The following is a 26,268-nucleotide window of genomic DNA, read 5'->3' as shown; positions in this document are numbered from 1 at the left end:
CATCGGTGAGCATCGGGTGGACGCACTGGTGATCGCCGGTGATGTGTTCGATGGGCAGAACCCGCCGATCCCGGCGCTCGCGCTGTTCTATCGCTTCGTCGCGCGGGCGAAGGCGCTGCATCCGCGGCTGGACATCGTGGTGGTCGCCGGCAACCACGACAGCGCCAGCCGGCTGGAGGCCCCGTCGCCGCTGATGACGGAAATGGGCGTGCGCGTGGTCGGCACCCTGCCCTCCTCCGCCGAAGGGATGTTCGACCCGTCGCCATTGATCGTGCCGTTGCGCGATGCCGATGGAGCGGTCGCGGCCCGTTGCGTCGCCATGCCCTATCTGCGGCCGGCCGACCTGCCCGCGGTCGAGGAGGCGGAAGACGTCGATCCGCTGATCGAAGGCGTTCGGCGACTCTATATGCAGGCCTGGACCGGCGGCCGCGACCGGTGCCGCCCGGACGAGGCGCTGATCCTCACCGGTCACTGCTATATGCGCGGAGGCGCGCTGTCGGAGTTGAGCGAGCGCAAGATCCTGGGCGGCAACCTGCATGCCCTGCCGGTCGATATCTTCCCGGAGGACGCCGCCTACGTGGCGCTGGGTCATCTGCATCGGGCGCAGGCGGTGGGCGGGCGCGGGGAGGTACGCTACAGCGGATCCCCCATACCCCTCGCCCTCGACGAGGAGCCCTATCCCCATCAGGTGGTGCTGGTCGAGTTCGCGGCCGGCCGGCTGGTCGGGCATCAGCCCTTGCGGGTGCCGCGCCATGTGGCGATCCACCGCGTCGCCGCGGCGAGCCCGGAAGCGGCGCTGGAACAGTTGAAGCGGCTGGAACTGGACGGCGCCCTGCCCCGCGATGCCTGGCCCTTCCTGGAGGTGACGGTCGCGCTGCCGGAACCGCGCCCTGCCCTGCGCGACGAGGTCGAGGCGGTGCTGGCCGGCCGGCCGGTGCGGCTGCTGAAGCTGGGGGTGCGGCTGACCGGCAGCGGGCAGACTCTGGCCGACAGCGCGCCGCCGGTCGATCTGGCCTCGCTGGAGCCGGAGGAGGTGTTCAGGCGGCTCTACCGCCGCAGCCACGAGGGCGATCCCGACCCCGGCCTGATGGCCGCCTTCCACGAGTTGCTGACCGGCGTGCAGGAGACGATGTGATGCGGATTCTCGCGGTGCGCGGCGCCAACCTGACCAGCCTGGACGGACCCTTCGCCATCGATTTCGACCGGGAGCCGCTGCGGCGGGCCGGGCTGTTCGCCATCACCGGCCCGACCGGCGCCGGGAAGAGCACGATCCTCGATGCCCTGTGCCTCGCTCTGTTCGACAGCATGCCGCGGCTGCCCGCCGGGCGCGGCGAGATGCTGGGGCCGGAGGGCGACCCCAACAGCATCCGCACCAACGACGTGCGCACGGTGCTGCGACGGGGCGCCGGCTTCGGCTGGGCGGAGGTGGATTTCGTCGGGATCGACGGCGACGCCTATCGGGCGCGCTGGGAGCTGCGGCGGGCACGGCAGAAGGCGCAGGGCGCCTTGCAGCAGCAAAGCATGTCGCTGAGCAGCCTGGACGGCGAGCGGCGCTTCGGCGACGGCAAGAAGAGCGTGCTGGAGGAGATCGAGCGGCGGCTCGGCCTGACGTTCGAGCAGTTCCGGCGGGCGGTCCTGCTGGCCCAGGGCGATTTCGCCACCTTCCTGAAGGCACCGCCACGCGAGCGTTCCGCCCTGCTGGAATTGCTGACGGGAACGGAGATCTATTCCCGGCTGTCCATCGCGGCGCATGAGCGGGCGGCGGCGGAGAAGCAGACTCTCGACACGCTGGTGGCGCAGGGCGGCGGCATCGGGGTGCTGAACGACGACGACCGCGCGGCCGTGCAGACCGAGGCCGGTGAGGCGGCGGAGGCGGTGCGGCGTGGCGAGCAGGCGCTGGCGCTCGCCCAGGCCGCGCTGGCTTGGCATGAGCGCGACGGGCAACTGGCGGCGGCGGAGGGCAAGGCGGTCGAAGCCGCCGAAGCGGCGGAGCGCGACTGGGTCGGGGCAGAGGAACGGCGCGGTGCGGCCATCCGGCTGCGGGGGCTGCAGCCGTTGCGGCCGGTGCTGGCCGATGCCGACCGGGCGGACGGCGAGGCGGTAGAGGCTGCCGCGGCGGTGGAGCGGGTGGAGGCGGCTTTGGCCGCGGCACGGCTGGCGGTGAATGAGGCGACCGTCCGCCACGGCGAGGCCCGGCGGCGCTTCGAGGCCGCATGTGCGGCACAGGCCGGGGCGGAGCCCGACCTTGAACGCGCGGCCGACCTGGACGGGCGGATCGCGACGCTGACCGGCGAGCGCGGAACCGCCGAGACGGCCGCAAAGGCGGCGGCGCAGCGCAGCGGCGCGGCACGCAAAGCGGTGCAGGACATCGACACCATCCTGTCGGCGGCCCGCAACGAGTCGGCACGGCTGGAGCTGTGGCTGCGCGAACAGGCGGGCTTCGCCGCGGTGGCGACGCAGTGGGAACGCTGGGACCGGCTGCTGGGACGCGCCATCGCCGACGGACGGACCCGGGAGACCGCCGCCCGGGAGCGCGGGCGGCTGGAGCGGGAGCTTGCGTCGACGGAAGCCGCGGCCGAAGCGGTGGAATGCCGGTTGACCGAGGCCCGCGAGCACTGCCGCAAGGCCGAACAGGCGCTGGAGGCTTTGCGAAGCGAAGCGGTGCCGTCGCTCGACGAGGCGCGGCAGGCGCGGGGCGAGGCCGGACGGCGCCGGGACGGGCTGCTGGCTCTGCTCGCCACCGGTGAGGCGCGCCAGCGGCTGGCGACGGAGCGCGAGGCGGCGGAGGCGGAGCGGCTGCGGCGGCTGGGCGAGGCCGAACGCGACGGCACGGCGGCGCGGGAGCTTGCCGAAAGCCGTGCCGGACAGCGCGCGGCGGTCGATGAGGCGGAGCGGACCCTGCAACGACTGCTGCTGGCGCAGAGGGAGGATGTGGAAAGCCTGCGCGGGCGTCTGGCGGAGGGGGAACCCTGTCCGGTCTGCGGGTCGGCCGACCACCCCTGGGCGGGCGCCGGGGCGACGCCGCTCGGCCGGGTGACGCGGGATCAGGAAACGCACCTTGCCGGATTGCGCGAGGCTCTGGCCGGGACGGTCGCCCGCCACGCGGCGCTGGAAGCGGCGGAGCGGGCGGCGCGCAAGGAGGCCGAAGGGCTGACGGCGCGGCTAGCGGCTCTGGCGCGGGAGGACGACGCCCTCCAGCTCCGTTGGGTGGAGCAGGCGGCGGCGGTCGGCCGGAATGTCGAAGGAGGAACGCTGGCCGACATCCGGCAGGACATCGGCGCGGTGGAGCGGCGGCTGACGGCAATCGCCGCCGACGAGGAACGGGCACTCGACCACCGGCGGCGGGTGGATGCAGCCCAGCAGGAGCATCGGCGCCTGGAAGCCGCGGCGAGCGCCCTGGCGACCGAGTGCGAAGCGACCCGGCAGAGGTTGGCGGAGGGGCGGCAGGCCCTGGCGCTGGCGGCGGCGGCGCTGGAGCGGGCGGTGGCCGACCGGGATGCCGCTCTGGCGGAGCTTGCCGAAGGGCTTGCGGGAGAGGCCGGGTGGCGGTCGCGGCTGGACGGGGAGGCGGAGTCCTTCCGCGCCGGACTGGCGGCACGGGTGTCGGAGTACCGGGAGAAGAGCGACGCGCTGGCCCGCGCCGCCCGTGAGGTGGAACGCGCGACCAGCGAGCGGGCGGTGCAGACCGCCGAGCTGGAGGCGGCGCTGCGGGCGGAGGAGGAGGCACGCACGCGGGCGGACGGTCTGGCCGGACGGCTGGCGGAAGCGCGTACGGCGCGCGGTGCGCTGCTGGGCGGGCGTACGGTCTCGGAGGTGCGCAAGGCGCTGGCCGGGGAGCGGCACGAGGCCGAAGCCCTGCTGGAGAAGGCCACCTTCGCACGGCAGGATGCCGTCGCCCGCCTGTCGGCGGCGGAACGGGAACGCGAGACCCGCGGCGAGGCCGCGCGACTCTGCGCCGACAAGGCCAGGGCGGCGGCCGAACGGCTGGAGCGGGCGGTGGCCGAACGCGGCGTCGGGCTTGCCGAGGTCCGCCGGCTGCTGGCGGCCCCCGAAAGCGACCTTGAGGCGGAAGAGCTGGCGCTGGCGGTGCTGGAACGGGCGCGTGGCGATGCGGCGCTGGTGGTGGCCGAACGGCGGCGGCAGCGCGCCGACCATCATGACGCGGGTCGCCCGGCACTCGGCGTCGAGGAGGCGACGGCGGCGGCGGCGAGCACCCGGGAGGCGTTGGAACGGGATCGCGACCGGCTTGGCTCGGCGCGCGGGCGGCTGGAGGCCGACGATGCCAACCGGCAACGGCTGGCCGGGCTGACCGCGGCGATCGAGGCGCAGCAGGCGCGCTGTGCGTTGTGGGGCAAGATGGCGCAGCTGATCGGCTCGGCGAACGGGCAGAAGATGCGCAACTTCGCCCAGAGCCTGAGCCTGGACCTGCTGCTGACCCACGCCAACCGGCATCTGGAAGACCTTGCCCGCCGCTATCGGCTGGAGCGGGTGGCTGGGGCCGATCTGGAGATCCAGGTGGTCGACCGCGAGATGGGCGACGAGCGGCGCGGCGTGCACAGCCTGTCGGGCGGCGAATTGTTCCTGGTGTCGCTGGCCCTGGCGCTCGGGCTGTCGGCGATGGCGGCCGGGACCTCCGGCGGGATCGGCACGCTGTTCATCGACGAGGGCTTCGGCACGCTTGATCCCGACAGCCTGGATGTGGCGCTGTCATGCCTGGAGGCGCTGCAGGCCGGCGGGCGTCAGGTCGGCGTCATCAGCCATGTACCGGCGATGGTCGAGCGGATCGGCACGCAGATCCGCGTGATGCCGCTGGGCGGCGGGCGCAGCCGGGTGACGGTGCAGTCGGTGGCCGGAACGGCGCTGGGGGTGGCGATGGAGGAGGTGGAGGGGGTTTGAGGCGTGGCACTCGCATCCGGGAGCCGGTGTCCCATGATGAGGACTTCCGTTGTCCCTGCGGAGCCGGGATGGGGGTGAGGCCGTGGCGGCCTCACCCCCGAAGGCATCCCCTTACCGTTCGATTTCCTTGTTCCAGCGCTGGTTCCAGTCCGGGCGCTTCTCGTTGATGACGTCCCAGTCCACCGTGACGGCGGTCTTCATGTAGCCCTGGAACTTGGTCATGTCGTCGGCGACGTCGGCCGGGGCCTTGACCGTGGTGTTCGACGGGATCTGCGCGCCGTACTGCAGGGCGGCCAGCTGCGCCTCGGGGCTCAGCAGATAGGCGGCGAGCTTCTGGGCGGCCTCGTTGTCGGGGTTCTTGGCGACGACGCATTCGCCGACCATCAGGACGACCGAGCCTTCCTTGGGCTGGACATACTCCACCGGGATGCCCTTGGCCTTCAGCGTGCCGACGCCGGTCGGGGTCAGCGGGAAGATGGCCGCCTCGCCGGTCTGCACCATCTCCGCGATCTTGGCGGAGCTGGGGATGTATTCCAGCACGTTCGGGCCGATGGTCTTGCGCCAGGTGGTGAAGCCCGGATCGACGTTGGTCTCGCTGCCGCCCTTGATGCGGTTGTACATCAGGAAGGCATGCAGGCCGAAGGAGCTGCTGGCGGCCGACTGGACGACGATCTTGCCCTTGTACTTGGCGTCGGCCAGATCCATCCAGCTGGTCGGCGGCGCCCAGCCCTTCTCCTCGAACATCGCCTTGTTATAGGCGAGGCCCGTCATGCCCATGTTCACGCCGACCGCCATGTCGCCCTTCAGGCGGGCCGACGGATAGACCTGATCCAGCACCGGCGACGGTTCCATCTTCTGGCACAGGCCCATGCCGATGGCGCGGTACATCAGCCCGTCGTCCAGGAAGACGACATGCATCTGCGGATTGTCCTTCTGCGCCTGCAGCTTGGCCAGGATGTCCGACGAGGTGCCGGGGACGACGACCACCTTGATGCCGGTCGCCTTCTCGAAGGCGGGGAAGACATGCTCGGTGTAGGTCTTCTCCATCGTGCCGCCGTTCATGCCGATATAGACCGTCTTGGTCTGGGCGGCTGCCGGGGTAGAGAGGGCTGCGGCCGCCGTGAGGGCAACCGTGGCGAGACCGGTGAGCGACAGGGTACGCAAGCTGGGCATGCAGTCCTCCAATGGGCCAAGGGGTGAGGTCTTAAGCGGTCGGTTGAAAACGGTCGATGCGGAAAGGGTCCAGCGGCATCGCGGTCTCGCCGGTCGTGACAAGTTCGGCCAGCGTCTCGCCGACGCCGGGGCCGATCTGGAATCCGGCGCCGGAAAAGCCGAAGGCGTGGAACAGGCCTGGGGTGGTGCGGCTGGGGCCGATGATCGGGTTGCGGTCGGGCGTGTAGCCCTCCACCCCGGTCCAGCAGCGGATGACGTGGGCGTGGCGCAGCTGCGGGAACAGCTCGGCCGCGTCGCGCATCAGCGTCAGCACGGCGTCCCGCTGCGGCCGGGCGCGGTCGGCGTCCAGCGCGAAGCCGCGCCCGCCGCCCACCACCATGTTGCCGCGCGGCACCTGCCGGCCATAGACCCCGCCACCCTCCACCCCGATGTTGACGTCGAGGAAGCGGGGCAGCGGCTCCGTCACCGCCATGTTGGGGTGGAGCGATTCCAGCGGCACCGGCTCGCCGAAGGCTTCCGCCACCCGCCAGGACCAGGCGCCGGCGGTGTTCAGCAGGAAGCGGGCGCGGACCTCGAGGCTGTCGCCGCTCAACAGGACGAAGCGGTCGCCGTCCTTCTCGACCCGGTCGACCGGCGTCTGTTCACGCACCACAGCGCCCAGCCCGGCGGCGGCTCGGGCGAAGGCGGGGGAGACGAGGCGCGGGTTGGCGTGGCCGTCCTCCGGGCAGAGCGACCCGCCGATGGCCCGGTCGCCCAGCGCCGGCCAACGGCGGCGGAACTCCTCGCCCGTGATGATCTCCAGCCCCAGGCCGAAGCCCTGGCTGCGCTCGCGGTAGTCGATCAGGGAGGCAAGGTCCGGCTCGCTGCGCGCCAGCTTCAGATGGCCGGAGCGCAGGTATTCGGCGTCGGTGCCCAGCAGTTCCGGCAGCCGGCCCCAGATGGCGTGGGCGCGCTGGGACAGCGGCAGCTGCTCCAGCGGGCGGCCCTGCCGGCGCACGCCGCCGAAATTGACGCCGCTCGCCTTGGCGCCGCACCAGTCGCGCTCCAGCAGCGTCACCGACAGGCCGGCCTGCCGCAGGAACAGCGCCGCCGATCCGCCGACGATCCCGCCGCCGACGACGGCGACGTCGCACTCGATCCGTTCCCGCATCACGCCACCTCCCGCCCGGTGTCAGTGCCCTCTCCCCCCGGGGAGAGGGTTGGGTGAGGGGGATGCGTGGCGGAGCGCTTGTGGCGGGATGGAGCGTCGCGGATACCCGGCTGGATCCTCGCAATGCTTCCCCTCACCCTGACCCTCTCCCCGCTTTCGGCGGACCTCTGGTCCGCCTGTCGCGTCAGCGCAAACTTCGTTTGCGCGTGAGCGGGGGAGAGGGGATGATCGTCGCGATGGGCAACGGCTTGATCGGGGGCTGTGCCCGCAAACGCCCCACCCCGTCGGGGCCGGTGCCGAGCGTGCGGGACAGCAGTTCCGCCGTGGTGGCACTGCACATGCGCCCCTGGCAGCGGCCCATACCTGCACGGGTCAGCGCCTTGGCGCGGTTCATCTCGCGGGCCTGTCCGCTGCGGGCGACCTCGCGCAGGGCGCCGGCCGTCACGCCCTCGCAGCGGCAGATCATCGTGTCGTCGGCGATGGAATCGGCCCAATCCGCCGGGAACGGGAAAGCGGCGTTCAGCACCCGGCGGAAGGCGGCGATGCGGGCGAGCCGGCCGTCCAGCTCCCGCACCCGCGCGCCGTCCACCGGCAGCCCGCGATCCTCCAGCAGGGCCAGCGCCGCGCGCTCCCCCGCCAGTTCCGCCGCATCGGCACCGGCAATGCCGCTGCCGTCGCCGGCCAGATAGACGCCGGGGACCGAGCTGCGCCCTGCCCCGTCCCGCTCGGGCAGCCATGCCCGGTCGGCCTCGTCGAAGCGGAAGCGGCAGCCGGCGAGGTCGGCGAGTTGGGTCTCCGACCGCAGGCCGAGACCGAAGGCAACGGCGTCGCAGGAGGTGCGCCACTCGCGCCCGCGGGCATCGCGCCAGACCAGCGCGCCGACCCGCTCCGCCCCCTCGGCTCGCACGGGGCGGACGCAGTTGTGGATCGGCACGCCATGGGCGCGCAGCCAGCCGACGAACAGCAGTCCCTTCGCCAGCGTCGCGGGATCCCGCAGCATGCCGGCGGTGGCACGGGCCTGGGCGGCGAAGGGCGTGGTGTCGAACACGCCCGCCACCTCGACCCCGGCCTTGAGATACTGGTAGGCCACCAGATAGAGCAGCGGCCCGGTGCCGAGGAAGGCAACCCGCCGGCCGACGGCGCAGCCCTGGAACTTCAGCGCCACCTGCGACCCCCCCAGCGAGAAGACGCCGGGCAGCGTCCAGCCGGGGAAGGGCAGCACGCGGTCGGTGGCGCCCGTCGCCAGAATTAGATGGCTGAAGGGCAAGGTCTCGCTCGCCCCGTCGCACAGCAGGTCGAGCGCCCCGGATCTGCAGTTCCACACCAGCGTGCGCGGCCGGTAGTCCACGCGGTCGCGGATCGCCGCCATGGCGCGGTGGACCGCGTCGGCCTTGCCCGCCTCGAAGCCGTACAGCGCCCTCTTCGGCCGGGTGAAGCCACCATCTGGAGGCTGGCGGTAGATCTGCCCACCCCAGCGCGCCGCCTCGTCCACCACCACCGGTCGCAGGCCGGCGGCGACCAGCCGCTCCGCCGCGCGGATGCCGGCCGGACCGGCGCCGACGATGACGGGAGGGAGAACCGCCGAAGAATGGGAGGCCGTCACGACGTCCACTCCCCGTTGCTCAGCAGGCGCATGCCGTCGGCGATGAAGGTGCCGCAGGCGCGCAGGCGCTCGCCCTCCTCCGTCCGCACCCAGCAATCCTGGCAGGCGCCCATCATGCAGAAGCCGGCGCGTGGGGCATCGGCGAACTCCGTCCGGCGCAGCCGCTCCCCGTTGGTGAGCATGGCGGTCATGACGGTGTCGCCCTCCAGCGCTTCAACCGGGCGCCCGTCGAGGGTGAAGCGGACCACGCGCCGGCCCTGTTCGGCCACACGCTGCAGCAAAGCCATGATGACTGGTCTCCGAGGAGAGAGGTCGGCCGGAGCGGATGCTCAGTGCTGGCCGACCAGGATGCGGTCCAACCCATAGACGCGGTCGAGCAGAAGCACGGCGACCGCGGTGATGCCGATGATGAGAGCCGACACCGCCGCCATCATCGGGTCGATGGATTCGGTGGCGTACATGTACATCCGCACCGGCAGCGTCACCGTGGACGGCGAGGTGATGAAGATGGACATGGTCAGCTCGTCGAAGCTGTTGATGAAGGCGATCAGCCAGCCGCCGGTGACGCCGGGCAGGATCATCGGCAGGGTGACGCGGCGGAACACCGTCGCCTCGCTGGCGCCCAGGGAGAAGGCGGCCTGCTCCACGCTGCGGTCGAAGCCGGAGATGGCGGCGATCAGCAGGCGCATCACATAGGGCGTGACGATCACGATGTGGGCGGCGACCAGCCAGCCGAAGCTGCCCGTGGCGCCGATGACGGCGAAGAGCCGCAGCATGGCCACACCCAGCACCAGATGCGGGATGATCAGCGGCGACAGGAACAGCGCGTTGAGGAAGCCGCGGCCGGGGAACTCCCAGCGCGTGATGGCGAGCGAAGCCGGCACCGCCAGCGCCACCGCCAGCGTCGCCGCCAGGAAGGCCAGCCACAGGCTGTTCCAGAAGGACTGCACGAAGTCGGGGTGGTGGAACACCGCCTCGAACCAGCGCAGCGAAAGGCCGCGGGTCGGCAGAGACAGCGTGTTCTCCGGCGTGAAGGCGACGAGGCAGACGATCACCAGCGGCGCCAGCATGAAGATGACGACCAGGGCGTGGAAGATCAGGGCGACGGGTCCGTTGCGGGTCATGGCGTCCTCACCCCAGCCGGCGGCGGTAATGGCCTTCCACCACGCGGTGGTAGGTCAGCATGATGATCAGGTTGGCGGCCAGCAGGATCACGGCGACGGCGGCGCCCATGGGCCAGTTCAGGTCGCTCAGATACTGGTCGTAGACGATGGTCGCGACCATCTTCAGCCGCCGCCCGCCGAGCAGGCCGGGGATGGCGAAGGCGCTGGCGCTGAGGCCGAAGACGATCAGGCTTCCCGACAGGATGCCGGGCAGGATCTGCGGCGCCACCACCCGGACGATGGCCGTCCCGCGCGAGGCGCCGAAGGACAGCGCCGCCTGCTCCACCGCCGGATCCAGCTTCTGCAGCGAGGTCCAGACCGGGATGACCATGAAGGGCAGCATGACGTGGACCAGCGCCACGACGACCGTGCCTTCGGTGTAGAGCAGCTTCATCCTGCCGATGCCGAGCGCGATCAGCGCCGCGTTCACCGGCCCCTCCGGCCCCAGCAGCATGCTCCAGCCAAAGGCGCGCACGACGACGGAGACCAGCAGCGGCGCCAGGATCACCAGCAGGAAGACCGAGCGCCAGGGATTGCCCATGCGGCTGAGGATGTAGGCCTCCGGCACGCCGATCAGCACGCAGATGGCGGTCGCCAGCGCCGAGATCCGGAAGGTGCGGAAGAAGATCTCCAGGTAATACTCGTCGGTCAGGACCGACAGGTAATGCTCCAGCGTGAAGCCGCCGGTGCGCCCGGTCGCATAGTCGAACTCGTTGAAGGACAGCAGCGCCGTCAGGAACAGCGGCGTCAGCACCAGTGCTGCGAACAGCAGGGCGGCCGGCGCGGACAGGATCAGGGGAGCGGAGCGGACGCGGCGTGCCGGCGCCTCGTCGCCGCCGGCTGCGGGGGCGGCCGGCGCGGTATCGGGAGCGGCGGCGCTCATCAGGTCACCTCGAGCGCGACGTCGGGCGCCTCCGCCATGGCGCCGCGATGGACGCGCACCACGGACGGCGTCCATTCCAGCCCCACCGGCGCCCCCTGCTCGGCCGGGGCGGAGCCGTCGTTCGGCGTCACCACCATCACCGTGCCGAGCGGCCCGTCGATGTGATAGAGCCACTGGCTGCCCAGGAAGAAGCGGTCGGCGACCCGGCCGGTCAGCAGCCCGTTCGACGGCGCGGTCAGCCGCATCTTCTCCGGCCGGATGCACAGCGTCACCGTCTCGCCCACCGACAGGCCCGGCATTTCGACCGGCACGGCGATGCCGGCCAGCGAGACCGTGGCGCCGGCGCCGGTCGCACTGGCGACCTTGCCCGGCAGCAGGTTGGTCTTGCCGACGAAGCGGGAGATGAACTCCGTCTCCGGATGCTCGTAGATGCGATAGGGCTGGTCGATCTGGGTGATGCGCCCGGCCTCCATCACCACGACGCGGTCGCTGATGGAGAAGGCTTCCGCCTGGTCATGGGTGACCATGACGGTGGTGGTGCCGACCTTGCGCTGGATCTCGCGCAGTTCGTACTGCATCGCCTCGCGCAGCTTGGCGTCCAGGTTGGACAGCGGCTCGTCCAGCAGCAGCACCGGCGGGCGGATCACCAGGGCGCGCGCCAGCGCCACGCGCTGCCGCTGGCCGCCCGACAGTTCGCGCGGGTAGCGCTTGGCGTAGGGGGAAAGGTGGACCAGCGACAGCGCCTCCTCCACCCGGGGCTTGCGCTCGCCCTTGGGCACGCGCTGCATCTCCAGGCCGAAGCTGACATTGTCGAAGACGGTCATGTGCGGGAACAGCGCGTAGCTCTGGAACACGATGCCCAGCCCGCGGCTGTTCGCCTTGGCCCGCGTGATGTCGCGTCCGTCAAGCCGGATGGTGCCGGCCGACGGTTCGACGAAACCGGCGATCATCTGCAGGGTCGTGGTCTTGCCGCAGCCCGAGGGGCCGAGCAGAGAGACGAACTCCCCCTTTTCCACCGACAGCGACACGTCGCCGACCGCGGTCAGCGGGCCGTAACGCTTGGTGATGTTTTTCAATTCGAGGAACGACACGGGGGAATTCTCCCTCTTGCTGACCGGCCTCTGTCTTTCGGGCCTCACCTGTATGCCCCGATGGTTCAGCCTGACGACCGTTTGCGTCAATCCGCTTTTTCCGTCAGCAGAAAAGATTTTGCAAAAGCTTCCGATATACGGAATAGATGGTGCAGCGAACATCACCGATTTTCACACGGAGCCGGAGCATGAGCGCCGACACCCGCGGCAAGGCGAACGAGAGTGCTGGCAGCGACGAGACGGGCGCGAAATCCAGCCTGCAGCGCGGGCTGGCGATCCTGCGCCTGCTGGCCTCGTCGAACGAGACGGGGGCGCGGCTGACCGACATCGCCCGCGCGCTGGACCTCACGCCGCCGACCGTGCACCGCCTGCTGAAGATCCTGGCGGAGGAAGGGATGGTGGAGCCGGACCGGGCGACCAAGCGCTACCGCCTGGGCATCGACCTGTTCGGTCTGGCGGCGCAGGCCGGCAACCCCAACAACCTGCGCGACATCTGCCGGCCGATCCTGCTGCGCCTGTCGGCGACCCTGCGCGATACCATCTTCCTGCTGGTGCGCAGCGGGTTCGACGCGGTGTGCCTGGACCGCAGCGAGGGGCCCTTCCCCATCCGCTCCTTCACCGGCGACATCGGCGGGCGAGTGACCTTGGGCGTCGGCCAGGGCAGCCTCGCCATCCTCGCCTACCTGCATGCGGAGGAGCGGGAGGAGGTGATCCGCTTCAACCTGCCGCGCATGCAGGGGGTTGGCATCATCGACGAGGTCTATCTGCGCACGGAAATCGCACGCGTGCGCGATCTGGGCTATGCCAGCCGCTCCACCGGCCTGCTGCCGGGCATGTCCGGCGTGGCCGTTCCGGTGCTGGACCGCGACGGGCACGCGGTGGCGGCGCTCAGCGTCGGCACCATCAGTGAGCGGCTGAACGAGGAACGGCTGCCGGTGGTGGTCGACATCCTGAAGCGCGAATCCGCAGCGATCAGCCGCCAGCTGAACCCCTTCGACCCGGTGCTGCGCCGTCCGGCGGCGGTGCTGGGCAGCGGGTCGGCATAGCGGCGGAGGGGTGCGCGATGAAGGGCGTCAAGAAGGCCGACCTTCCCACCAAGACCTGTCCGGTCTGCAACCGCCCTTTCACCTGGCGGAAAAAATGGGAGCGGGTGTGGGAGCAGGTGAAATACTGCTCCGACCGCTGCCGGGGAAATGCAGGAAAGCGTGCGGAGCCATCGGACGGTACGCCGTGACACCCCGGACCGCCCGCCGGAATCTTGACCAAAGCGCCAGGAACGGGTGCCCTTGTTTTAGCCACATGCCCGCATTCCGGCCGGTCAGATGACCGAGATCACCTGATTGGCCACAGTTGCGCCGATGGCATTTCCGTTGCATTTGCATGTCCGGCACGCACGCTCCCATGGATCGGGGTAACATTCCCGGGTAATCATGGGGGTCGGCGAGCCTGCCGCCCTGCTGCCAAGCATGGGCTGCCGACGATACGCGGCCAACGAGACTCTGCGACGAAGGGGATTCACGATGTCGGTTCGGGGGATGGGGAATCTGGGCATGGGTGTATTCGGAATGACGCGCCGCGCGGTGCTGTGCGGCGTCGCCGCGGTCGCCTTCGCGGCGGCAGCCGGCGGCTCCCTGCCGGCGTTCGCGCAAGGCAAGCTGAAGGTCGCCGGCATCTACACCGTTCCGATCGAGCAGCAGTGGGTCAGCCGCATCCATGTCGCGCTGAAGGCCGCCGCCGACCGCGGCGACATCGAGTATGTCTGGGCCGAGTCGGTCGCCAACACCGACTATGAGCGCGTGATGCGCCAGTATGCCGAGGCCGGCCAGCAGCTGGTGTTCGGCGAGGTGTTCGGGGTGGAGCGCGCAGCGCGCGCCGTCGCCAAGGACTATCCGAAGACCGCCTTCGTCATGGGCTCCAGCTTCAAGCCGCAGGAGCCGAACTTCTCGGTCTTCGACAACTACATCCAGGAGCCGGCCTATCTGTCCGGCATGGTCGCCGGCGGAATGACCAAGTCGAACGTCATCGGCATGGTCGGCGGCTATCCGATCCCCGAGGTGAACCGCCTGATGAACGCCTTCATGGAGGGCGCCAAGGAGGTCAACCCGCAGGTCAAGTTCTCGGTCAGCTTCATCGGCTCCTGGTTCGACCCGCCGAAGGCCAAGGAAGCCGCCTTCGCCATGATCGACCGCGGTGCCGACGTGATGTACGCCGAGCGCTTCGGCGTCTCCGACGCGGCCAAGGAGCGCAAGGTGCTCGCCATCGGCAACGTCATCGACACCCAGCCGCAATATCCGGACACCGTCGTCGCCAGCGCCCTGTGGCACATGGAGCCGTCGGTGGAGCGCGCCATCGCCGCGGTGAAGGCCGGCAGCTACAAGGCCGAGGATTACGGCCCCTACAGCATGATGGCGCACAAGGGCTCCAGCCTGGCGCCGCTCGGCACCTTCGAGTCGAAGGTTCCCGACGCCATCAAGGCGAAGGTGAAGGAGCGCGAGCAGCAGATCCGCGACGGCAAGTTCACCGTGAAGGTCAACGACGCCGAGCCGAAGTCGACGATGTGACGACCGGCGTATCTGCAATGTCATCACCCGTGAAAGGCGGGCCGGAGGTCGTCCTCCGGCTCGCCGGCATTTCCAAGCGGTTCGGTCCGCTGCTCGCCAACGACGACATCTCGCTGACGCTGCGCGCCGGCGAGGTGCTGGCTCTGCTTGGCGAGAACGGCGCCGGCAAGACCACCCTGATGAACATCCTCTTCGGCCATTACGTCGCCGACGAGGGCACCATCGAGGCGTTCGGCCGCCCCCTGCCGCCGGGGTCGCCCCGCGCGGCGCTGGAGGCCGGCATCGGCATGGTCCACCAGCATTTCACCCTGGCGGACAACCTGTCGGTGCTGGACAACATCGCGGTGGGGACCGAATCGCTGTGGCGCTGGCGCTCCGACCGGAGCGCCGCCCGCCGCCGGCTGCTCGACCTGTCGCAGCGCTTCGGGCTGGAGGTGCGGCCGGACGCGCTGGTCGGCGACCTGTCGGTCGGCGAGCGCCAGCGGGTGGAGATCCTGAAGGCACTCTACCGCGACGCCCGCATCCTGATCCTGGACGAGCCGACCGCGGTGCTGACGCCGCAGGAATCGGCCGGGCTGTTCGAGACTCTGCGCAAGCTGACCGCCGACGGGCTGGCCGTCGTCTTCATCAGCCACAAGATGAACGAGGTCTTCGCCGCCAGCGACACCGTCGCCGTTCTGCGCGCCGGCAAGCTGGTCGCCACCCACGCCACCGCCTCCACCGACCGGGCCAAGCTGGCTGAGCTGATGGTCGGTCGCAGCGTCAAGCCGCCGGCCCCCGCCCCGCTCAGCCCCGGCGAACCGGTGCTGGAACTGGCGGGCGTCACCATCGCCTCGGACCATGGCCGTCCGCTGCTGGACGGCGTCGATCTGACGGTGCGGCGCCATCAGGTGGTCGGCATCGCCGGCGTGTCCGGCAACGGCCAGACCGCGCTGGCCGAACTGGTCAGCGGCCTGATCCGCCCCGACTCCGGCCGTCTGTCGCTGAAGGGCAGCGTGGTGGAACATGGCGACCCGGCCGACATGGTCCGGCGCGGCGTCGCCCGCATCCCGGAGGACCGCCACAGCGCCGGTCTGGTCGGCGCCATGGCGGTGTGGGAGAACCTGATCGCCGAGCGCTACCACGACTCCGCCTTCTCCCGCTTCGGCGTGCTGCGACGGGGTGCGGCGCGGAGCTATGCCCGGAAGGTGATCGAGGAGTTCGACGTCCGCTGCCCCGGTCCCGACGCCCGCACGCAGCTGCTGTCGGGCGGCAACATGCAGAAGCTGATCCTGGGCCGCACGCTGGCCCATGGCCCGGACCTGATCCTGGCGAGCCAGCCGACGCGCGGGCTCGACATCGGCGCGGTGTCCTATGTGCACAGCCGCCTGCTCGACGCCCGTGCCGCCGGGGCCGGCGTCCTGCTGATCTCCGAGGATCTGGACGAGATCCTGGCGCTGGCCGATTGCGTCACCGTCGCCTATCACGGGCGCCTCACCCCGCTTCTGCCGCATGACCGGGTGTCGGTCAGCCAGCTCGGCCTGCTGATGGCCGGGCATTGGGACATCCTGCGCGACATCCTGCCGGAGACAGTCGATGCGGCTTGAACCGCGCACCGATACCCCGCTCGCCCTGCGGCTTCTGGCGCCGGTGGGCGCCGTGGTTGCGGCGCTGGCGCTCTGCGCCCTGCTGGTCGCCTGGACCGGCGCCCCGGTGCTGCGCGCCTACGGCCTGCTGTTCGAGGGTGCCGTCGGCTCCCGCTTCGCATTGACGGAGACGCTGACCCGCGCCACCCCGCTGATCCTCACCGGCCTCGCCGCCGCCGTCGCCTTCCGCGCCAAGCTGTGGAACATCGGGGCTGAGGGTCAGCTCTACATGGGCGCGCTGGCCGCCGTGGTGGTCGGCGGCGGCATGCTCGACCTGCCGACCTGGGCGCTGATCCCGGTGGTGATGATCGCCGGCATGGTGGCGGGCGGCGTCACCCTGCTCGGTCCCGCCGTGCTGAAGGTCCGCTTCGGCGTCGACGAGGTGGTGACGACCCTGCTGCTGAACTTCGTCGTTCTGCTGCTGGTGTCGATGCTGCTGGAAGGCGCCTTGAAGGACCCGATGGGCATGGGCTGGCCGCAGTCGGCCCCCGTTGCCGAGGCGGCGGAACTGCCCAAGCTGGTGGAGCGCACCCGCCTGCATGCCGGGCTGGCCATCGCGCTCGGCCTGTCGGTGCTGCTGTGGCTGGTCGATACCCGCACCATCTGGGGCTACGAGAACCGGGCGGTCGGCGCCAACCCGCGCGCCGCCGCCTTCGCCGGAATGCCGGTGACGCGGATCATGCTGCGCACCGCCCTGCTGTCGGGCGGGCTCGCCGGGCTGGCCGGGGCGGCGGAGGTCTGCGGCTTGAAGGGCTACCTGACGCTCGACCTGTCGCCAGGCTTCGGCTACAGCGGCATCGTCGTCGCCATGCTGGCGCAGTTGCATCCCATCGGCGTGGTGGGCGCGGCGCTGTTCATCGCCGGCATCTTCGTCGGTGCCGACGCCATGAGCCGCGCCATGCCGGTTCCCAACTACATCGCCGACGTCCTGGTCGCCGCCAGCCTGCTGTGCATGCTGGTCGCCGGACTGCTGGCGCGCTACCGGCTGCGGCGGGGGTAAGGGGTCATGGATTTCCTGTCGATCATCCTCGACATCCTGCTGTCGGCCGCCTTCTGGACCGCGGTGTTGCGCATCGCTACCCCCTATGTGCTGGGCACTTTGGGCGAGTTGCTGTGCGAGCGGGCCGGCGTGCTGAACCTGGGCATCGAGGGCATCATGACGCTTGGCGCCATGGCCGGCTGGATGGCGGTCTATCAGGGGGCCGACCTGTGGACCGGCGTGCTGGTGGCGGCATCCTGCGGCGCGCTGCTCGGCCTGCTGCATGCCGCGCTGACCGTGCCGCTCGGCCTGTCGCAGCATGTGACCGGCATCGGCGTGACGCTGCTGGGCACCAGCCTGTCCTATTTCGTCTACCGCCTCGTCCTGCCGCAGGCCAGCACCCCGCCGACCATCGAGCCGTTCCAGCCGCTGGCCCTCCCGGGCGCCCTGGCCCAGACGCCGCTGACCTACCTCGCCTTCCTGCTGGTCGCGGTGGTCGCCTATGTGCTGTACCGCACCCCGGTCGGGCTGGCGGTGCGGATGGTCGGCGAGAACCCGGCCGCCGCCGAGGCCCAGGGGCTGAACGTCACCGCCATCCGCATCGGCGCGGTGATGGCGGGCAGCGCACTGATGGCGCTGGCCGGCGCCTTCCTGACCCTGTCGGCCTTCAACGCCTTCTTCTTCAACATGGTCAACGGCCGCGGCTGGATCTGCATCGCGCTGGTGGTCTTCGCCTCCTGGCGGCCGGGCAAGGCGATGCTGGGCGCCCTACTGTTCGCGGTGTTCGACGCGCTGCAGCTGCGGCTGCAGCAGGCCAGCGGCGGCGTCCTGCCCTACCAGCTGTTCCTGATGATGCCCTATCTGTTGAGCATCCTGGCGCTGGTGCTGGTGGCCCGCCGGGCCTCCTACCCGCGCGCCCTGATGATCCCGTACCGCAAAGGAGAACGCTGATGTTCGACCTGATCCTGCGCCGCGCCACCCTGCCGGATGGCCGCACCGGCATCGACATCGGCATCCGTGACGGCCGCATCGCCGCGGTCGAAGCCAATCTGGCCGGCGAGGCCGCGTCGGAGATCGACGCCACCGGCCGGCTGGTCACGCCGCCCTTCGTTGATGCCCATTTCCACATGGACAGCACGCTGAGCTACGGCCTGCCGCGCGTCAACCAGAGCGGCACGCTGCTGGAAGGCATCGCGCTGTGGGGCGAGTTGAAGCCGCAGCTGGTGCAGGACGCCATCGTCGAGCGGGCGCTCGCCTACTGCGACTGGGCGGTCGGTCGCGGCCTGCTGGCGGTGCGCAGCCATGTCGACGTCTGCGATCCGCGCCTGCTGGCGGTGGAAGCGCTGCTGGACGTCAAGAAGCGCGTTGCTCCCTATCTCGACCTGCAGTTGGTCGCCTTCCCGCAGGACGGCGTTCTTCGCTCGCCGGGAACCGAGGAGCTGCTGCGGCGCGCGTTGGACATGGGTGTCGATGTGGTCGGCGGCATCCCGCATTTCGAGCGCACCATGGCCGACGGGGCCGCGTCGGTCCGCCTGCTCTGCGAGATCGCGGCGGAGCGCGGGCTGCTGGTCGACATGCATTGCGACGAGACCGACGACCCGCTGTCCCGCCATGTCGAGACGCTGGCCTACGAGACGCAGCGACTGGGGCTGCACGGCCGGGTGACGGGATCGCACCTGACCTCCATGCATTCCATGGACAACTACTACGTCTCCAAGCTGATCCCGCTGATGGCGGAGGCGCGGCTGGGGGTGATCGCCAACCCGCTGATCAACATCGTCCTCCAGGGCCGCCACGACACCTACCCCAAGCGCCGCGGCATGACCCGCGTGCCGGAGCTGATGGCCGCCGGGCTGACCGTCGCCTTCGGCCATGACTGCGTGATGGACCCCTGGTATCCGCTGGGGTCCGGCGACATGCTGGAGGTGGCGCATATGGGCCTGCATGTCGGCCAGATGACCGGCCAGGACGGCATGAAGGCCGCCTTCGACGCGGTGACGGTCAACCCGGCCAAGCTGCTGCATCTGGACGGCTACGGGCTGGAGCCCGGCTGCAACGCCGATCTGGTGGTGCTCCAGGCCGGCAGCCCGGTGGAGGCGATCCGCACCCGCGCCGCCCGCCTGTTCGTTCTGCGCCGCGGCCGGATCGTCAGCCGCTGCGAACCGGTGCAGGCCAGGCTCGACCTGCCGGGCCGGCCGGAGACCGTCGATTTCCTGCTGAACCGGGGGTAAGGCAAACATGAAAAAGCCCGCCGGAACGGCCGTTCCGGCGGGCTTTTCTGTGTCGGAAAGCCGTTACCCCTTCAAAAAGTCCCGCAGTGCGTCGGCCACCGCGCGCATTTCCTGCTCGGTGCCGATGGTGACGCGCAGGCAGCTCGGCAGGCCGTAGGACGGCATCTGGCGGACCAGGATGCCGCGGGCCTTCAGGAACTGGCGGGCTGCCTCGGCGTCGTCCTTGCCGGCGGGCTGGCCCTTGAAATCGACCAGCACGAAGTTGGTCACGCTGGGGTGGACGGTCAGGCCTAGCTCCCGCACGGTGGCGGAGAACCACTCACGCCACTGCTCGTTGTGGCGGCGGGAACGGTCGAGGAACTCGGCGTCCTCCACCGCGGCGATGCCGGCGACATGGGCGGCATTCGACACGTTGAAGGGACCGCGCACCCGGTTCAGCACGTCGACGATCCCGGCCGGGCCATAGCACCAGCCGATGCGCAGCGAGCCCAGCGCGAAGATCTTCGAGAAGGTGCGGGTCATCACCACGTTGGGGAACTTCTCCACCAGCTCCTCGCCGGCGGTGTAGTCGTCCTTGTTCATGTATTCGGCATAGGCCGCGTCGATGACCAGGATGACGTCGGGCGGCAGGCCGGCATGCAGCCGCGCCACCTCCGACGCCGGCAGGTAGGTGCCGGTCGGGTTGTTCGGGTTGGCGAGGAAGACCAGGCGGGTGCGCGGGGTGACGCGGGCCAGCAGGTTGTCGACGCTGGCGGTCAGCCCGTCCTCCGGCGCGGTCACCGGGGTGGCGCCGACCGACTTGGCGCCGATCGGGTACATCAGGAAGCCGTACTGCGAATACAGCACCTCGTCGCCCGGCCCAGCATAGGAGCGGATCAGCAGGCTGATGATCTCGTCCGAGCCGGCGCCGCAGACGATGCGGTCGGCATCCAGGTTGAAGCGCTTGGCGATGGCGCCGCGCAGCGCCGCCGAGCCGCCGTCCGGATAACGGTGCAGGGTCCCAGCCGCCGCAGCATAGGCGTCCATCGCCTTCGGGCTCGGCCCCAGCGCCCCTTCGTTGGAGGCGAGGCGGATATGACCCTGATGCTCGCCGCCGACATAGGCGGCGATGTCGAGAATCCCCGGACGCGGCTGCGGGCCGTTCGGCTGGGTCATGGTCTGCTTACCTTCCGACAAGTGGGATGGGTGTTTGTGGAACGTTTGGAACGCTATGGAACAGTCCCGGCGCCACTGTTCAGTTCCAGGACTGCGGTTGCAGGATAAGGCAGGAGCCGCCCCGGCGGCTCGCCCCTTTCGCGCGCATCAGCCCAGAGCGAGCGGCACGGCATAGCCGCCGACGACGTTGACCCGCACCGGGATGTCGCCCGACCGTTCCAGCAGCATGGCAAGGCGGGGATCGGCCTGACCGACGAAGTCCGACACCTCGACCAGATGGACCGACGGTCCGCCGCCGCTCATCCCGATGGCGTGGCCGGCCGGATGCCAGGTGCAGAAGCTGACCGGCGGCAGGCCGCAGGCCTCCAGCATGTCCTTCAGCCGGCCGCGGCTGAGGTCGCCGCCGATCTCGATGCTCAGCAGCGTGCGGTCGTCGCCGGTCGGCTCGTGCGGCACGGCGGCGATGGCCAGCGCGTCGCGGTTCTCGCCGCGGGCATTGCCGCGCCCGCCGAAGGGCAGACGCGCCACCACCTGCGGACGGCCGGCGTCCGCCGACACCAGGAAGCGCCACCAGGGATCCGAATCGTCGTCGGCCGGATAGGGCACCACGGCGACGGTCGCCGTCCCCTCCGACACGGCGCGGAGCGCGGCGGCCGGGGTGTTGACGGCGGTCATCGGCACGAATCCGCCGAAATGGTCGCGGGCGACGTCCCAGAAGCCGCGGCGGTCCTCCGGCGCGTAGACGGCGACGGCGAAGGGGCCCTGCATGCGGGTGAAGGCGGTGATCATCTCCCGCCAGATGCGGACGACCACCTGGGCCGGGAAGGTGCCGGCATGGCGGGCCATCAGGCGCCGCAGGATCGTCGCCTCCCGCGCCGGGCGCAGGATGATCGGCTGCGTGCCGTTTTCCGCCGCGCCATTGCCCTTCGCCGCCCCGATGCGTTCCACCACGGCGGCGCGGCGCATCAGCAGGTCATGGATCGCGTCGTCGATCTGGTCGATCTCGCGGCGCAAATCGTCGAGCGGGGTCCGGGCGGGGGCCATGGGTCACGAAACCATCGAATGCAAAGCCGGTTAGTAGTAGTCCGCATGCGTCCCGAAATCAAAGAAAACATTGACACTCTTAAGCCCGGCTTCGTAGCTATACCCTCCCGTTCCGCCACAGCTCACCGACGGTTCCCGCCAAGGCGCCCCAAGGCTTCCGAATGCCGGAACCGCTTCTCAAGGCACGAAGCGACATGTCCGCGCCCCCCACCGCGCCGCAGCCCCCCTGGTCACCCCCGCGGTCGCCGACGGCCCGGCCTCCAATGACCAAGTCATGCCGGGCAAGCGCGTGCGTCTGGCGGTGGACCGGCCGATGCGGCTGGACAGCGGGGTGGAGATCGGCGGCTTCCAGATCGCCTACCAGACCTACGGCACGCTGAACGCCGACAAATCCAACGCGATCTTCATCTGCCACGCCCTGACCGGCGACCATTTCGTGGTGGAGAAGCACCCCGTCACCGGCAAGCCCGGCTGGTGGGAGATGCTGGTCGGCCCCGGCAAGCCGGTGGACACCGACCGCTATTTCGTCATCTGCTCCAACGTGCTGGGCGGCTGCCTGGGCAGCACCGGGCCGAAGGACATCGATCCCGCCACCGGCCAGCCCTATGGCCTGTCCTTCCCGGTCGTCACCATCGGCGACATGGTGCGGGCGCAGAAGCTGCTGGTCGAGCATCTCGGCATCGAGAAGCTGTTCTGCGTCATCGGCGGCTCCATGGGCGGCATGCAGGTGCTGCAATGGGCGGTCGCCTATCCCGAATCGGTGTTCGCCGCGGTTCCCATCGCCACCGCCGCCCGCCATTCGGCGCAGAACATCGCCTTCCACGAGGTCGGGCGCCAGGCGATCATGGCCGACCCGAACTGGCGCGGCGGCAACTACCTGCTGGAAGGCACCAAGCCGGAAGCCGGCCTGGCCGTCGCCCGCATGGCCGCCCACATCACCTACCTGTCGGAAGCCGCCCTTCACCGCAAGTTTGGCCGCAACCTGCAGGACCGCAAGGCGGTCACCTACGGCTTCGACGCCGACTTCCAGGTGGAGAGCTACCTGCGCTACCAGGGCGCGGCCTTCGTCGAGCGGTTCGACGCCAACTCCTACCTCTACATCACGCGGGCGATGGACTACTTCGACCTCGCCGCCGATGCCGGGGGCACGCTGGCGAACGCCTTCCGTCCGGGGGGCAAGACCACGCCGGTGCGCTTCTGCCTTGCCAGCTTCTCCAGCGACTGGCTGTTCCCGACCTCGGAATCGCGGGCCATCGTGCATGCGCTGAACGCCGTCGCCGCGAATGTCAGCTTCGTTGAGATCGAGACCGACAAGGGCCACGACGCCTTCCTGCTGGACGAGCCGGAGTTCCATCAGGTCATCCACGGCTTCCTGGAGGGCTGCGCCGAGCATCGCGGCCTGTCCGTCCGCCGCCGCGCGCGCTGACTGGGGCAAGACGACCGACCATGGTGGACATTCGCGACGACCTGAAGCTGATCGCCGAGATGGTGGAGCCGAACAGCCGCGTGCTGGACGTCGGCTGCGGCGACGGCGCCCTGCTGGATTACCTGTCCCACGCCAAGAACGTCGACGGGCGCGGCATCGAACTCAGCATGGACGGCGTGCGGCAATGCGTGGCGCACGGCCTGTCGGTGATCCAGGGCGATGCCGAGACCGACCTGAAGGACTATCCGGCCGACGCCTTCGACTATGTCATCCTGGGCCAGACGCTGCAGGCGATGCGCCAGCCGCGCGACGTGCTGCAGATGATGTGCCGCATCGGCCGCCGCGCCATCGTGTCGGTTCCCAATTTCGGCTATTGGCGGGTGCGGCTGCAGCTTTTGCTGACCGGCCGCATGCCGGTGACGGAGAAGCTGGGCTACCAGTGGTGGGAAACGCCCAACATCCATTTCTGCACGCTCCGCGACTTCGTCGTGCTGACGGAGGAGATGGGCATCACCATCGAACAGACCCGCATTCTCGACCATGCCGGCCGGGTCACCAGCCACGCCCATTCCGGCCTCGCCAACCTGCTGGGCGAACAGGGTGTCTTCCTGCTGAAACGCAACGGCGGGTAAATTTCCGGCCGGCGGGCGGGAACCTCCCGCCTGCGCAGCTGTTCATGATACGTTCCTTTTTGGAGAGGTACGGACCATGACCGCCAAGCACACCGCCGACCGGCACGACCAGTCCCACAACGAGAATCCGAAGACCGGCGCCGACACGTCCAACCGGGACAAGAACCCCGACGACTGGACCACCGGCGACGAACCGATGACCGGCGCCCAGGCCTCCTATCTGAAGACGCTGAGCGAGGAGGCCGGCGAGTCCTTCGACGACGGCCTGACCAAGGCGGAGGCGTCCAAGCGGATCGACGCGCTGCAGGACAAGACCGGGCGCGGGAAATAGCGCCGGAGCCGGAGGCTTCGCTCCGCGGGAGAGGGGATTTCCGCCGCCCGCCGAAGCCCCCTCACAGCATCCGCGGCAGCGTCACCCGCACCCGCAGCCCGCCGCCGGCGCGGTTGCCCAGCTCGATCCGGCCCTGGTGGGCCTCGACGATCGACTTCACGATGGACAGGCCCAGCCCGCTGCCGCCGGTCTTGCGGTTGCGGGAGCCCTCCAGCCGGACGAAGGGCTTGAAGACGTTGGCGATCTCCGCCTCCGGGATGCCCGGCCCCTCGTCGCAGACATCCACCACGATCTCGGCGGCGTCGGCATCGACGGAGACGGTGGCGCGCTCGCCGTACTTGATGGCGTTGTCGATCAGGTTGGCGAAGGCACGGCGCAGGCTGGACGGGCGGCCGGCGAGGCGGAGCTGGCGCGGCTGGTCGAAGCGGTCGCTGCGCTCGCCCCCGCCGCCGAAGATGGTGCGGACGGCGGCGAACTGAAGCGGCGGCGGCTCGTGATAGGTCACCGGGGCGCCGGTGTCGGCATAGTCGTCGCACAGGCTCTGCAGCAGGCTGGCGAAGGCGACCACCTCCACCTCCTCGCGCAGCACGTCGTCGCCGAGGAACTCCAGTGTCGCGCTGACCATCGCCGCCATCTCGTCGATGTCGGCCATCATCTTGGCGCGCAGCGCGTCGTCTTCGACATATTCGGCGCGCAGCCGCAGCCGCGTCGCCGGGGTGCGCAGATCGTGGCTGATCGCCGCCAGCAGATGGGTGCGCCCCTCCATCAGGTCCCGCAGGGCGTTGCGCGCCTGGTTGAAGGCGCGGGCGAGCGAGGCGACCTCCTCCGGCCCATCCTCCGGCAGCGGGCGGGGGTGGAGGCGGTCGTGGGGGCGGGTCGCCTGCTCCGCCAGGGATTCCAGCGGACGGACCAGCCGGCCGGGCAGCCAGAGCAGCAGCGCCAGCGCCAGCCCGAAGGCCGCCACCCCGGCCAGCACCATCTCGAACGGCGTGGTCCGCGGCCGCCAGAAGCGCGGGCTGGCGAACTCCAGCCAGCCGCCGTCGGCGAGCTGGACATAGACGCGGGCCTCGCGCAGCTGGGCCGCCGTGTGCTCCGCCACCAGGGACAGCGATTCGGCGAGCGTCCGGGCGCGGGCGGACTGGAGCGACGACAGCGCGCGCGGGGCGGCGACGAACACCGGGCGCGGCGCGTCGGCGACGCCGTCCAGCAGCCAGCCTGCGGGAACGGCGGGCGTGCCGGGCGCCTGCCAGGACACCGACAGGTCGGGCAGCCCGCCGAGCGCCAGCGCCGGCCCGGCCGCGACGCCGTCCAGCAGCGCGCGGTCCGCCGCCTCCACCGCCGCGGCCATCGCCGGTCCCAGCCGGTGGGCACTCAGCAGCTCCCGCGCGCGGTCGTCCACCAGCTGCATGCCGACCAGCGCGCCGCCATGGGTCAGGGCCAGCAGCAGCACCATCGCCGCCAGGATGCGGTGGCGCAGCCGGGCGGCGCGCAGCCGGGCTGGCAACAGGCGTTCAAGCGCCACGGCCAGTCCCGGAGCCTGTCCCGGAGGAGACGGAGTCGCCCTGGTCCACCACCGTCGCGGTGAACTGATAGCCGATGCCGCGCACCGTCTTGATCAGCGCCGAGCCGCCCGGCCCCTCCTCCAGCTTGCGGCGCAGACGGCTGATCTGGATGTCGATGCTGCGGTCGAAGGGGATGGAGGTGTCGCCGCGGTGCTTCTCCAGCAGTTCGGTCCGCTCCACCACCTGCGGCGCGCGTTCCAGCAGCGTGCCGAGCAGCGCGTACTCGCCCTGGCTGAGATGAACCACCACCCGGTCCGGCGTGCGCAGCTCCCGCCGGCCCTGGTCGAGCGACCAGCCGGCGAAGCCCAGCACCCGCGGCCGTTCGCGCACCGGCTCCGGCCCGCCGCAACGGCGCAGGATGGCGCGGATGCGGGCCAGCAGCTCGCGCGCGCTGAAGGGCTTCACCAGATAATCGTCGGCCCCGACCTCCAGCCCGACGATGCGGTCCACCTCGCTGCCCATGGCGGTCAGCATGATGACGGGCGTCTCCGACTTGGCGCGCAGCGAGCGGCACAGGCTGGTCCCGTCCTCCCCCGGCAGCATGACGTCGAGGACGATGAGATCGACCGGCCATTGCGCCAGCACCCGCGCCATCTCGCGCCCGTCGCCGGCGGTGGAGACGCGGAAGCCGCTCTTCACCAGGAAATCATGCAGCATGTCCCGGATCTCGGGATCGTCGTCCACGACCAGGAGATGGCGCGCGCGCTCCATGGCTTCCCTTCCCTGTTCCATTCCTATGCCCGCCGGGGCCTTCTTCTTTGTT

The 26,268-nt window shown here is 70.4% G+C and carries 23 protein-coding genes (1 of these 23 running past the window's edge); 12 read left to right on the top strand and 11 right to left on the bottom strand.

The window, feature by feature from the left end; genetic code table 11:
* Together AB8P05_RS21190 and AB8P05_RS21185 are read left to right on the top strand one after the other, a co-directional pair.
* A protein-coding gene (locus AB8P05_RS21190) for an exonuclease SbcCD subunit D C-terminal domain-containing protein (protein ID WP_472760236.1) crosses the window boundary here: on the top strand, positions 1 to 1,135 show its 3' portion. It extends 110 nt beyond the left edge of the window; 1,135 of the gene's 1,245 nt are visible here — the last part of the coding sequence; its start codon lies beyond the left edge, outside the window; it ends in the stop codon at positions 1,133 to 1,135.
* Positions 1,135 to 4,896 carry an AAA family ATPase gene (locus AB8P05_RS21185; RefSeq protein WP_472760235.1) on the top strand — a complete coding sequence of 1,254 codons (3,762 nt, stop codon included), beginning with the start codon at positions 1,135 to 1,137 and terminating at the stop codon, positions 4,894 to 4,896. The genes AB8P05_RS21190 and AB8P05_RS21185 overlap by 1 nt, the downstream gene beginning before the upstream one ends.
* A gap of 111 nt (positions 4,897 to 5,007) precedes the next feature.
* Here the strand turns inward: AB8P05_RS21185 and AB8P05_RS21180 are convergent, their stop codons facing one another.
* From AB8P05_RS21180 to AB8P05_RS21150, 7 genes are all read right to left on the bottom strand, one after another.
* Positions 5,008 to 6,069: an ABC transporter substrate-binding protein gene (locus AB8P05_RS21180; RefSeq protein WP_472760234.1), complete on the bottom strand. Its 1,062-nt coding sequence runs from the start codon at positions 6,067 to 6,069 to the stop codon at positions 5,008 to 5,010.
* A 31-nt stretch (positions 6,070 to 6,100) separates the two neighbouring features.
* Positions 6,101 to 7,219 (bottom strand): NAD(P)/FAD-dependent oxidoreductase, encoded by a 1,119-nt coding sequence (locus tag AB8P05_RS21175; RefSeq protein ID WP_472760233.1) that lies wholly within the window; start codon positions 7,217 to 7,219, stop codon positions 6,101 to 6,103.
* Between the two features lie 184 nt (positions 7,220 to 7,403).
* Positions 7,404 to 8,822: an FAD/NAD(P)-dependent oxidoreductase gene (locus AB8P05_RS21170; protein WP_472760232.1), complete on the bottom strand. Its 1,419-nt coding sequence runs from the start codon at positions 8,820 to 8,822 to the stop codon at positions 7,404 to 7,406.
* A complete protein-coding gene (locus AB8P05_RS21165; RefSeq protein ID WP_014188111.1) occupies positions 8,819 to 9,109 on the bottom strand; it encodes a (2Fe-2S)-binding protein in 291 nt (96 codons plus the stop codon). Before AB8P05_RS21165 ends, AB8P05_RS21170 begins: the two co-directional genes overlap by 4 nt.
* A gap of 42 nt (positions 9,110 to 9,151) precedes the next feature.
* Positions 9,152 to 9,946, bottom strand: coding sequence for an ABC transporter permease (locus tag AB8P05_RS21160; RefSeq protein WP_149224577.1), 795 nt, complete (start codon positions 9,944 to 9,946; stop codon positions 9,152 to 9,154).
* Between the two features lie 7 nt (positions 9,947 to 9,953).
* A complete protein-coding gene (locus AB8P05_RS21155) occupies positions 9,954 to 10,868 on the bottom strand; it encodes an ABC transporter permease (protein WP_472760231.1) in 915 nt (304 codons plus the stop codon).
* Complete coding sequence (locus AB8P05_RS21150) at positions 10,868 to 11,959, bottom strand: ABC transporter ATP-binding protein (protein WP_472760230.1); 1,092 nt, start codon at positions 11,957 to 11,959, stop codon at positions 10,868 to 10,870. Before AB8P05_RS21150 ends, AB8P05_RS21155 begins: the two co-directional genes overlap by 1 nt.
* 188 nt (positions 11,960 to 12,147) lie before the next feature.
* Here AB8P05_RS21150 and AB8P05_RS21145 point away from each other — a divergent pair, with 188 nt between their 5' ends.
* The 7 genes from AB8P05_RS21145 (at position 12,148) to AB8P05_RS21115 (ending at position 19,355) form a co-directional block, all read left to right on the top strand.
* Complete coding sequence (locus tag AB8P05_RS21145; protein ID WP_472760229.1) at positions 12,148 to 13,005, top strand: IclR family transcriptional regulator; 858 nt, start codon at positions 12,148 to 12,150, stop codon at positions 13,003 to 13,005.
* Between the two features lie 17 nt (positions 13,006 to 13,022).
* Complete coding sequence (locus AB8P05_RS21140) at positions 13,023 to 13,193, top strand: DUF2256 domain-containing protein (RefSeq protein ID WP_472760228.1); 171 nt, start codon at positions 13,023 to 13,025, stop codon at positions 13,191 to 13,193.
* 331 nt (positions 13,194 to 13,524) lie between these two features.
* Positions 13,525 to 14,520, top strand: a complete 996-nt coding sequence (locus tag AB8P05_RS21135; RefSeq protein WP_472760683.1) for a BMP family protein — start codon at positions 13,525 to 13,527, stop codon at positions 14,518 to 14,520.
* A 17-nt stretch (positions 14,521 to 14,537) separates the two neighbouring features.
* Complete coding sequence (locus AB8P05_RS21130; RefSeq protein ID WP_472760227.1) at positions 14,538 to 16,106, top strand: ABC transporter ATP-binding protein; 1,569 nt, start codon at positions 14,538 to 14,540, stop codon at positions 16,104 to 16,106.
* Positions 16,096 to 17,145, top strand: coding sequence for an ABC transporter permease (locus AB8P05_RS21125; RefSeq protein ID WP_472760226.1), 1,050 nt, complete (start codon positions 16,096 to 16,098; stop codon positions 17,143 to 17,145). Before AB8P05_RS21130 ends, AB8P05_RS21125 begins: the two co-directional genes overlap by 11 nt.
* A 6-nt stretch (positions 17,146 to 17,151) precedes the next feature.
* Positions 17,152 to 18,075, top strand: a complete 924-nt coding sequence (locus AB8P05_RS21120) for an ABC transporter permease (RefSeq protein ID WP_149200084.1) — start codon at positions 17,152 to 17,154, stop codon at positions 18,073 to 18,075.
* Positions 18,075 to 19,355, top strand: a complete 1,281-nt coding sequence (locus tag AB8P05_RS21115; protein ID WP_472760225.1) for an amidohydrolase family protein — start codon at positions 18,075 to 18,077, stop codon at positions 19,353 to 19,355. Before AB8P05_RS21120 ends, AB8P05_RS21115 begins: the two co-directional genes overlap by 1 nt.
* A gap of 63 nt (positions 19,356 to 19,418) precedes the next feature.
* Here the strand turns inward: AB8P05_RS21115 and hisC are convergent, their stop codons facing one another.
* A complete protein-coding gene (gene hisC / locus AB8P05_RS21110; protein WP_472760224.1) occupies positions 19,419 to 20,510 on the bottom strand; it encodes a histidinol-phosphate transaminase in 1,092 nt (363 codons plus the stop codon).
* A 147-nt stretch (positions 20,511 to 20,657) separates the two neighbouring features.
* Positions 20,658 to 21,554, bottom strand: a complete 897-nt coding sequence (locus AB8P05_RS21105) for a chorismate mutase (protein WP_455174396.1) — start codon at positions 21,552 to 21,554, stop codon at positions 20,658 to 20,660.
* Positions 21,555 to 21,828: 274 nt separating this feature from the next.
* On the opposite strand from AB8P05_RS21105, the gene metX reads away from it, so the two are divergent.
* From metX to AB8P05_RS21090, 3 genes are all read left to right on the top strand, one after another.
* Complete coding sequence (metX, locus tag AB8P05_RS21100) at positions 21,829 to 22,980, top strand: homoserine O-acetyltransferase MetX (RefSeq protein ID WP_472760223.1); 1,152 nt, start codon at positions 21,829 to 21,831, stop codon at positions 22,978 to 22,980.
* Positions 22,981 to 23,000: 20 nt separating this feature from the next.
* Complete coding sequence (metW, locus tag AB8P05_RS21095; protein WP_455174398.1) at positions 23,001 to 23,612, top strand: methionine biosynthesis protein MetW; 612 nt, start codon at positions 23,001 to 23,003, stop codon at positions 23,610 to 23,612.
* Between the two features lie 76 nt (positions 23,613 to 23,688).
* Positions 23,689 to 23,943 carry a DUF3072 domain-containing protein gene (locus AB8P05_RS21090; RefSeq protein WP_455174399.1) on the top strand — a complete coding sequence of 85 codons (255 nt, stop codon included), beginning with the start codon at positions 23,689 to 23,691 and terminating at the stop codon, positions 23,941 to 23,943.
* A 61-nt stretch (positions 23,944 to 24,004) separates the two neighbouring features.
* On the opposite strand, the gene AB8P05_RS21085 is transcribed toward AB8P05_RS21090, so the two are convergent.
* Together AB8P05_RS21085 and AB8P05_RS21080 are read right to left on the bottom strand one after the other, a co-directional pair.
* Positions 24,005 to 25,465 carry an ATP-binding protein gene (locus tag AB8P05_RS21085; RefSeq protein WP_472760222.1) on the bottom strand — a complete coding sequence of 487 codons (1,461 nt, stop codon included), beginning with the start codon at positions 25,463 to 25,465 and terminating at the stop codon, positions 24,005 to 24,007.
* Positions 25,455 to 26,216, bottom strand: coding sequence for a response regulator (locus AB8P05_RS21080; RefSeq protein WP_455174401.1), 762 nt, complete (start codon positions 26,214 to 26,216; stop codon positions 25,455 to 25,457). The genes AB8P05_RS21085 and AB8P05_RS21080 overlap by 11 nt, the downstream gene beginning before the upstream one ends.
* Positions 26,217 to 26,268: the final 52 nt, after the last annotated feature.

The sequence above is a fragment of the Azospirillum sp. VT-I1 genome (genome assembly GCF_055698305.1).
The sequence above is the reverse complement of the archived record's forward strand: the minus strand, read 5'-3'. Positions and strand labels throughout refer to the sequence as shown.

Coding starts and splice junctions, on each gene's coding strand:
- metW (WP_455174398.1), top strand. CDS start 23,001: ATGGTGGACATTCGCGACGACCTGAAGCTGATCGCCGAGATGGTGGAG.
- AB8P05_RS21080 (WP_455174401.1), bottom strand. CDS start 26,216: ATGGAGCGCGCGCGCCATCTCCTGGTCGTGGACGACGATCCCGAGATC.
- AB8P05_RS21185 (WP_472760235.1), top strand. CDS start 1,135: ATGCGGATTCTCGCGGTGCGCGGCGCCAACCTGACCAGCCTGGACGGA.
- AB8P05_RS21180 (WP_472760234.1), bottom strand. CDS start 6,069: ATGCCCAGCTTGCGTACCCTGTCGCTCACCGGTCTCGCCACGGTTGCC.
- AB8P05_RS21090 (WP_455174399.1), top strand. CDS start 23,689: ATGACCGCCAAGCACACCGCCGACCGGCACGACCAGTCCCACAACGAG.
- AB8P05_RS21140 (WP_472760228.1), top strand. CDS start 13,023: ATGAAGGGCGTCAAGAAGGCCGACCTTCCCACCAAGACCTGTCCGGTC.
- AB8P05_RS21175 (WP_472760233.1), bottom strand. CDS start 7,219: ATGCGGGAACGGATCGAGTGCGACGTCGCCGTCGTCGGCGGCGGGATC.
- AB8P05_RS21145 (WP_472760229.1), top strand. CDS start 12,148: ATGAGCGCCGACACCCGCGGCAAGGCGAACGAGAGTGCTGGCAGCGAC.
- AB8P05_RS21165 (WP_014188111.1), bottom strand. CDS start 9,109: ATGGCTTTGCTGCAGCGTGTGGCCGAACAGGGCCGGCGCGTGGTCCGC.
- metX (WP_472760223.1), top strand. CDS start 21,829: ATGCCGGGCAAGCGCGTGCGTCTGGCGGTGGACCGGCCGATGCGGCTG.
- AB8P05_RS21135 (WP_472760683.1), top strand. CDS start 13,525: ATGACGCGCCGCGCGGTGCTGTGCGGCGTCGCCGCGGTCGCCTTCGCG.
- AB8P05_RS21155 (WP_472760231.1), bottom strand. CDS start 10,868: ATGAGCGCCGCCGCTCCCGATACCGCGCCGGCCGCCCCCGCAGCCGGC.
- hisC (WP_472760224.1), bottom strand. CDS start 20,510: ATGACCCAGCCGAACGGCCCGCAGCCGCGTCCGGGGATTCTCGACATC.
- AB8P05_RS21160 (WP_149224577.1), bottom strand. CDS start 9,946: ATGACCCGCAACGGACCCGTCGCCCTGATCTTCCACGCCCTGGTCGTC.
- AB8P05_RS21120 (WP_149200084.1), top strand. CDS start 17,152: ATGGATTTCCTGTCGATCATCCTCGACATCCTGCTGTCGGCCGCCTTC.
- AB8P05_RS21115 (WP_472760225.1), top strand. CDS start 18,075: ATGTTCGACCTGATCCTGCGCCGCGCCACCCTGCCGGATGGCCGCACC.
- AB8P05_RS21105 (WP_455174396.1), bottom strand. CDS start 21,554: ATGGCCCCCGCCCGGACCCCGCTCGACGATTTGCGCCGCGAGATCGAC.
- AB8P05_RS21125 (WP_472760226.1), top strand. CDS start 16,096: ATGCGGCTTGAACCGCGCACCGATACCCCGCTCGCCCTGCGGCTTCTG.
- AB8P05_RS21130 (WP_472760227.1), top strand. CDS start 14,538: ATGTCATCACCCGTGAAAGGCGGGCCGGAGGTCGTCCTCCGGCTCGCC.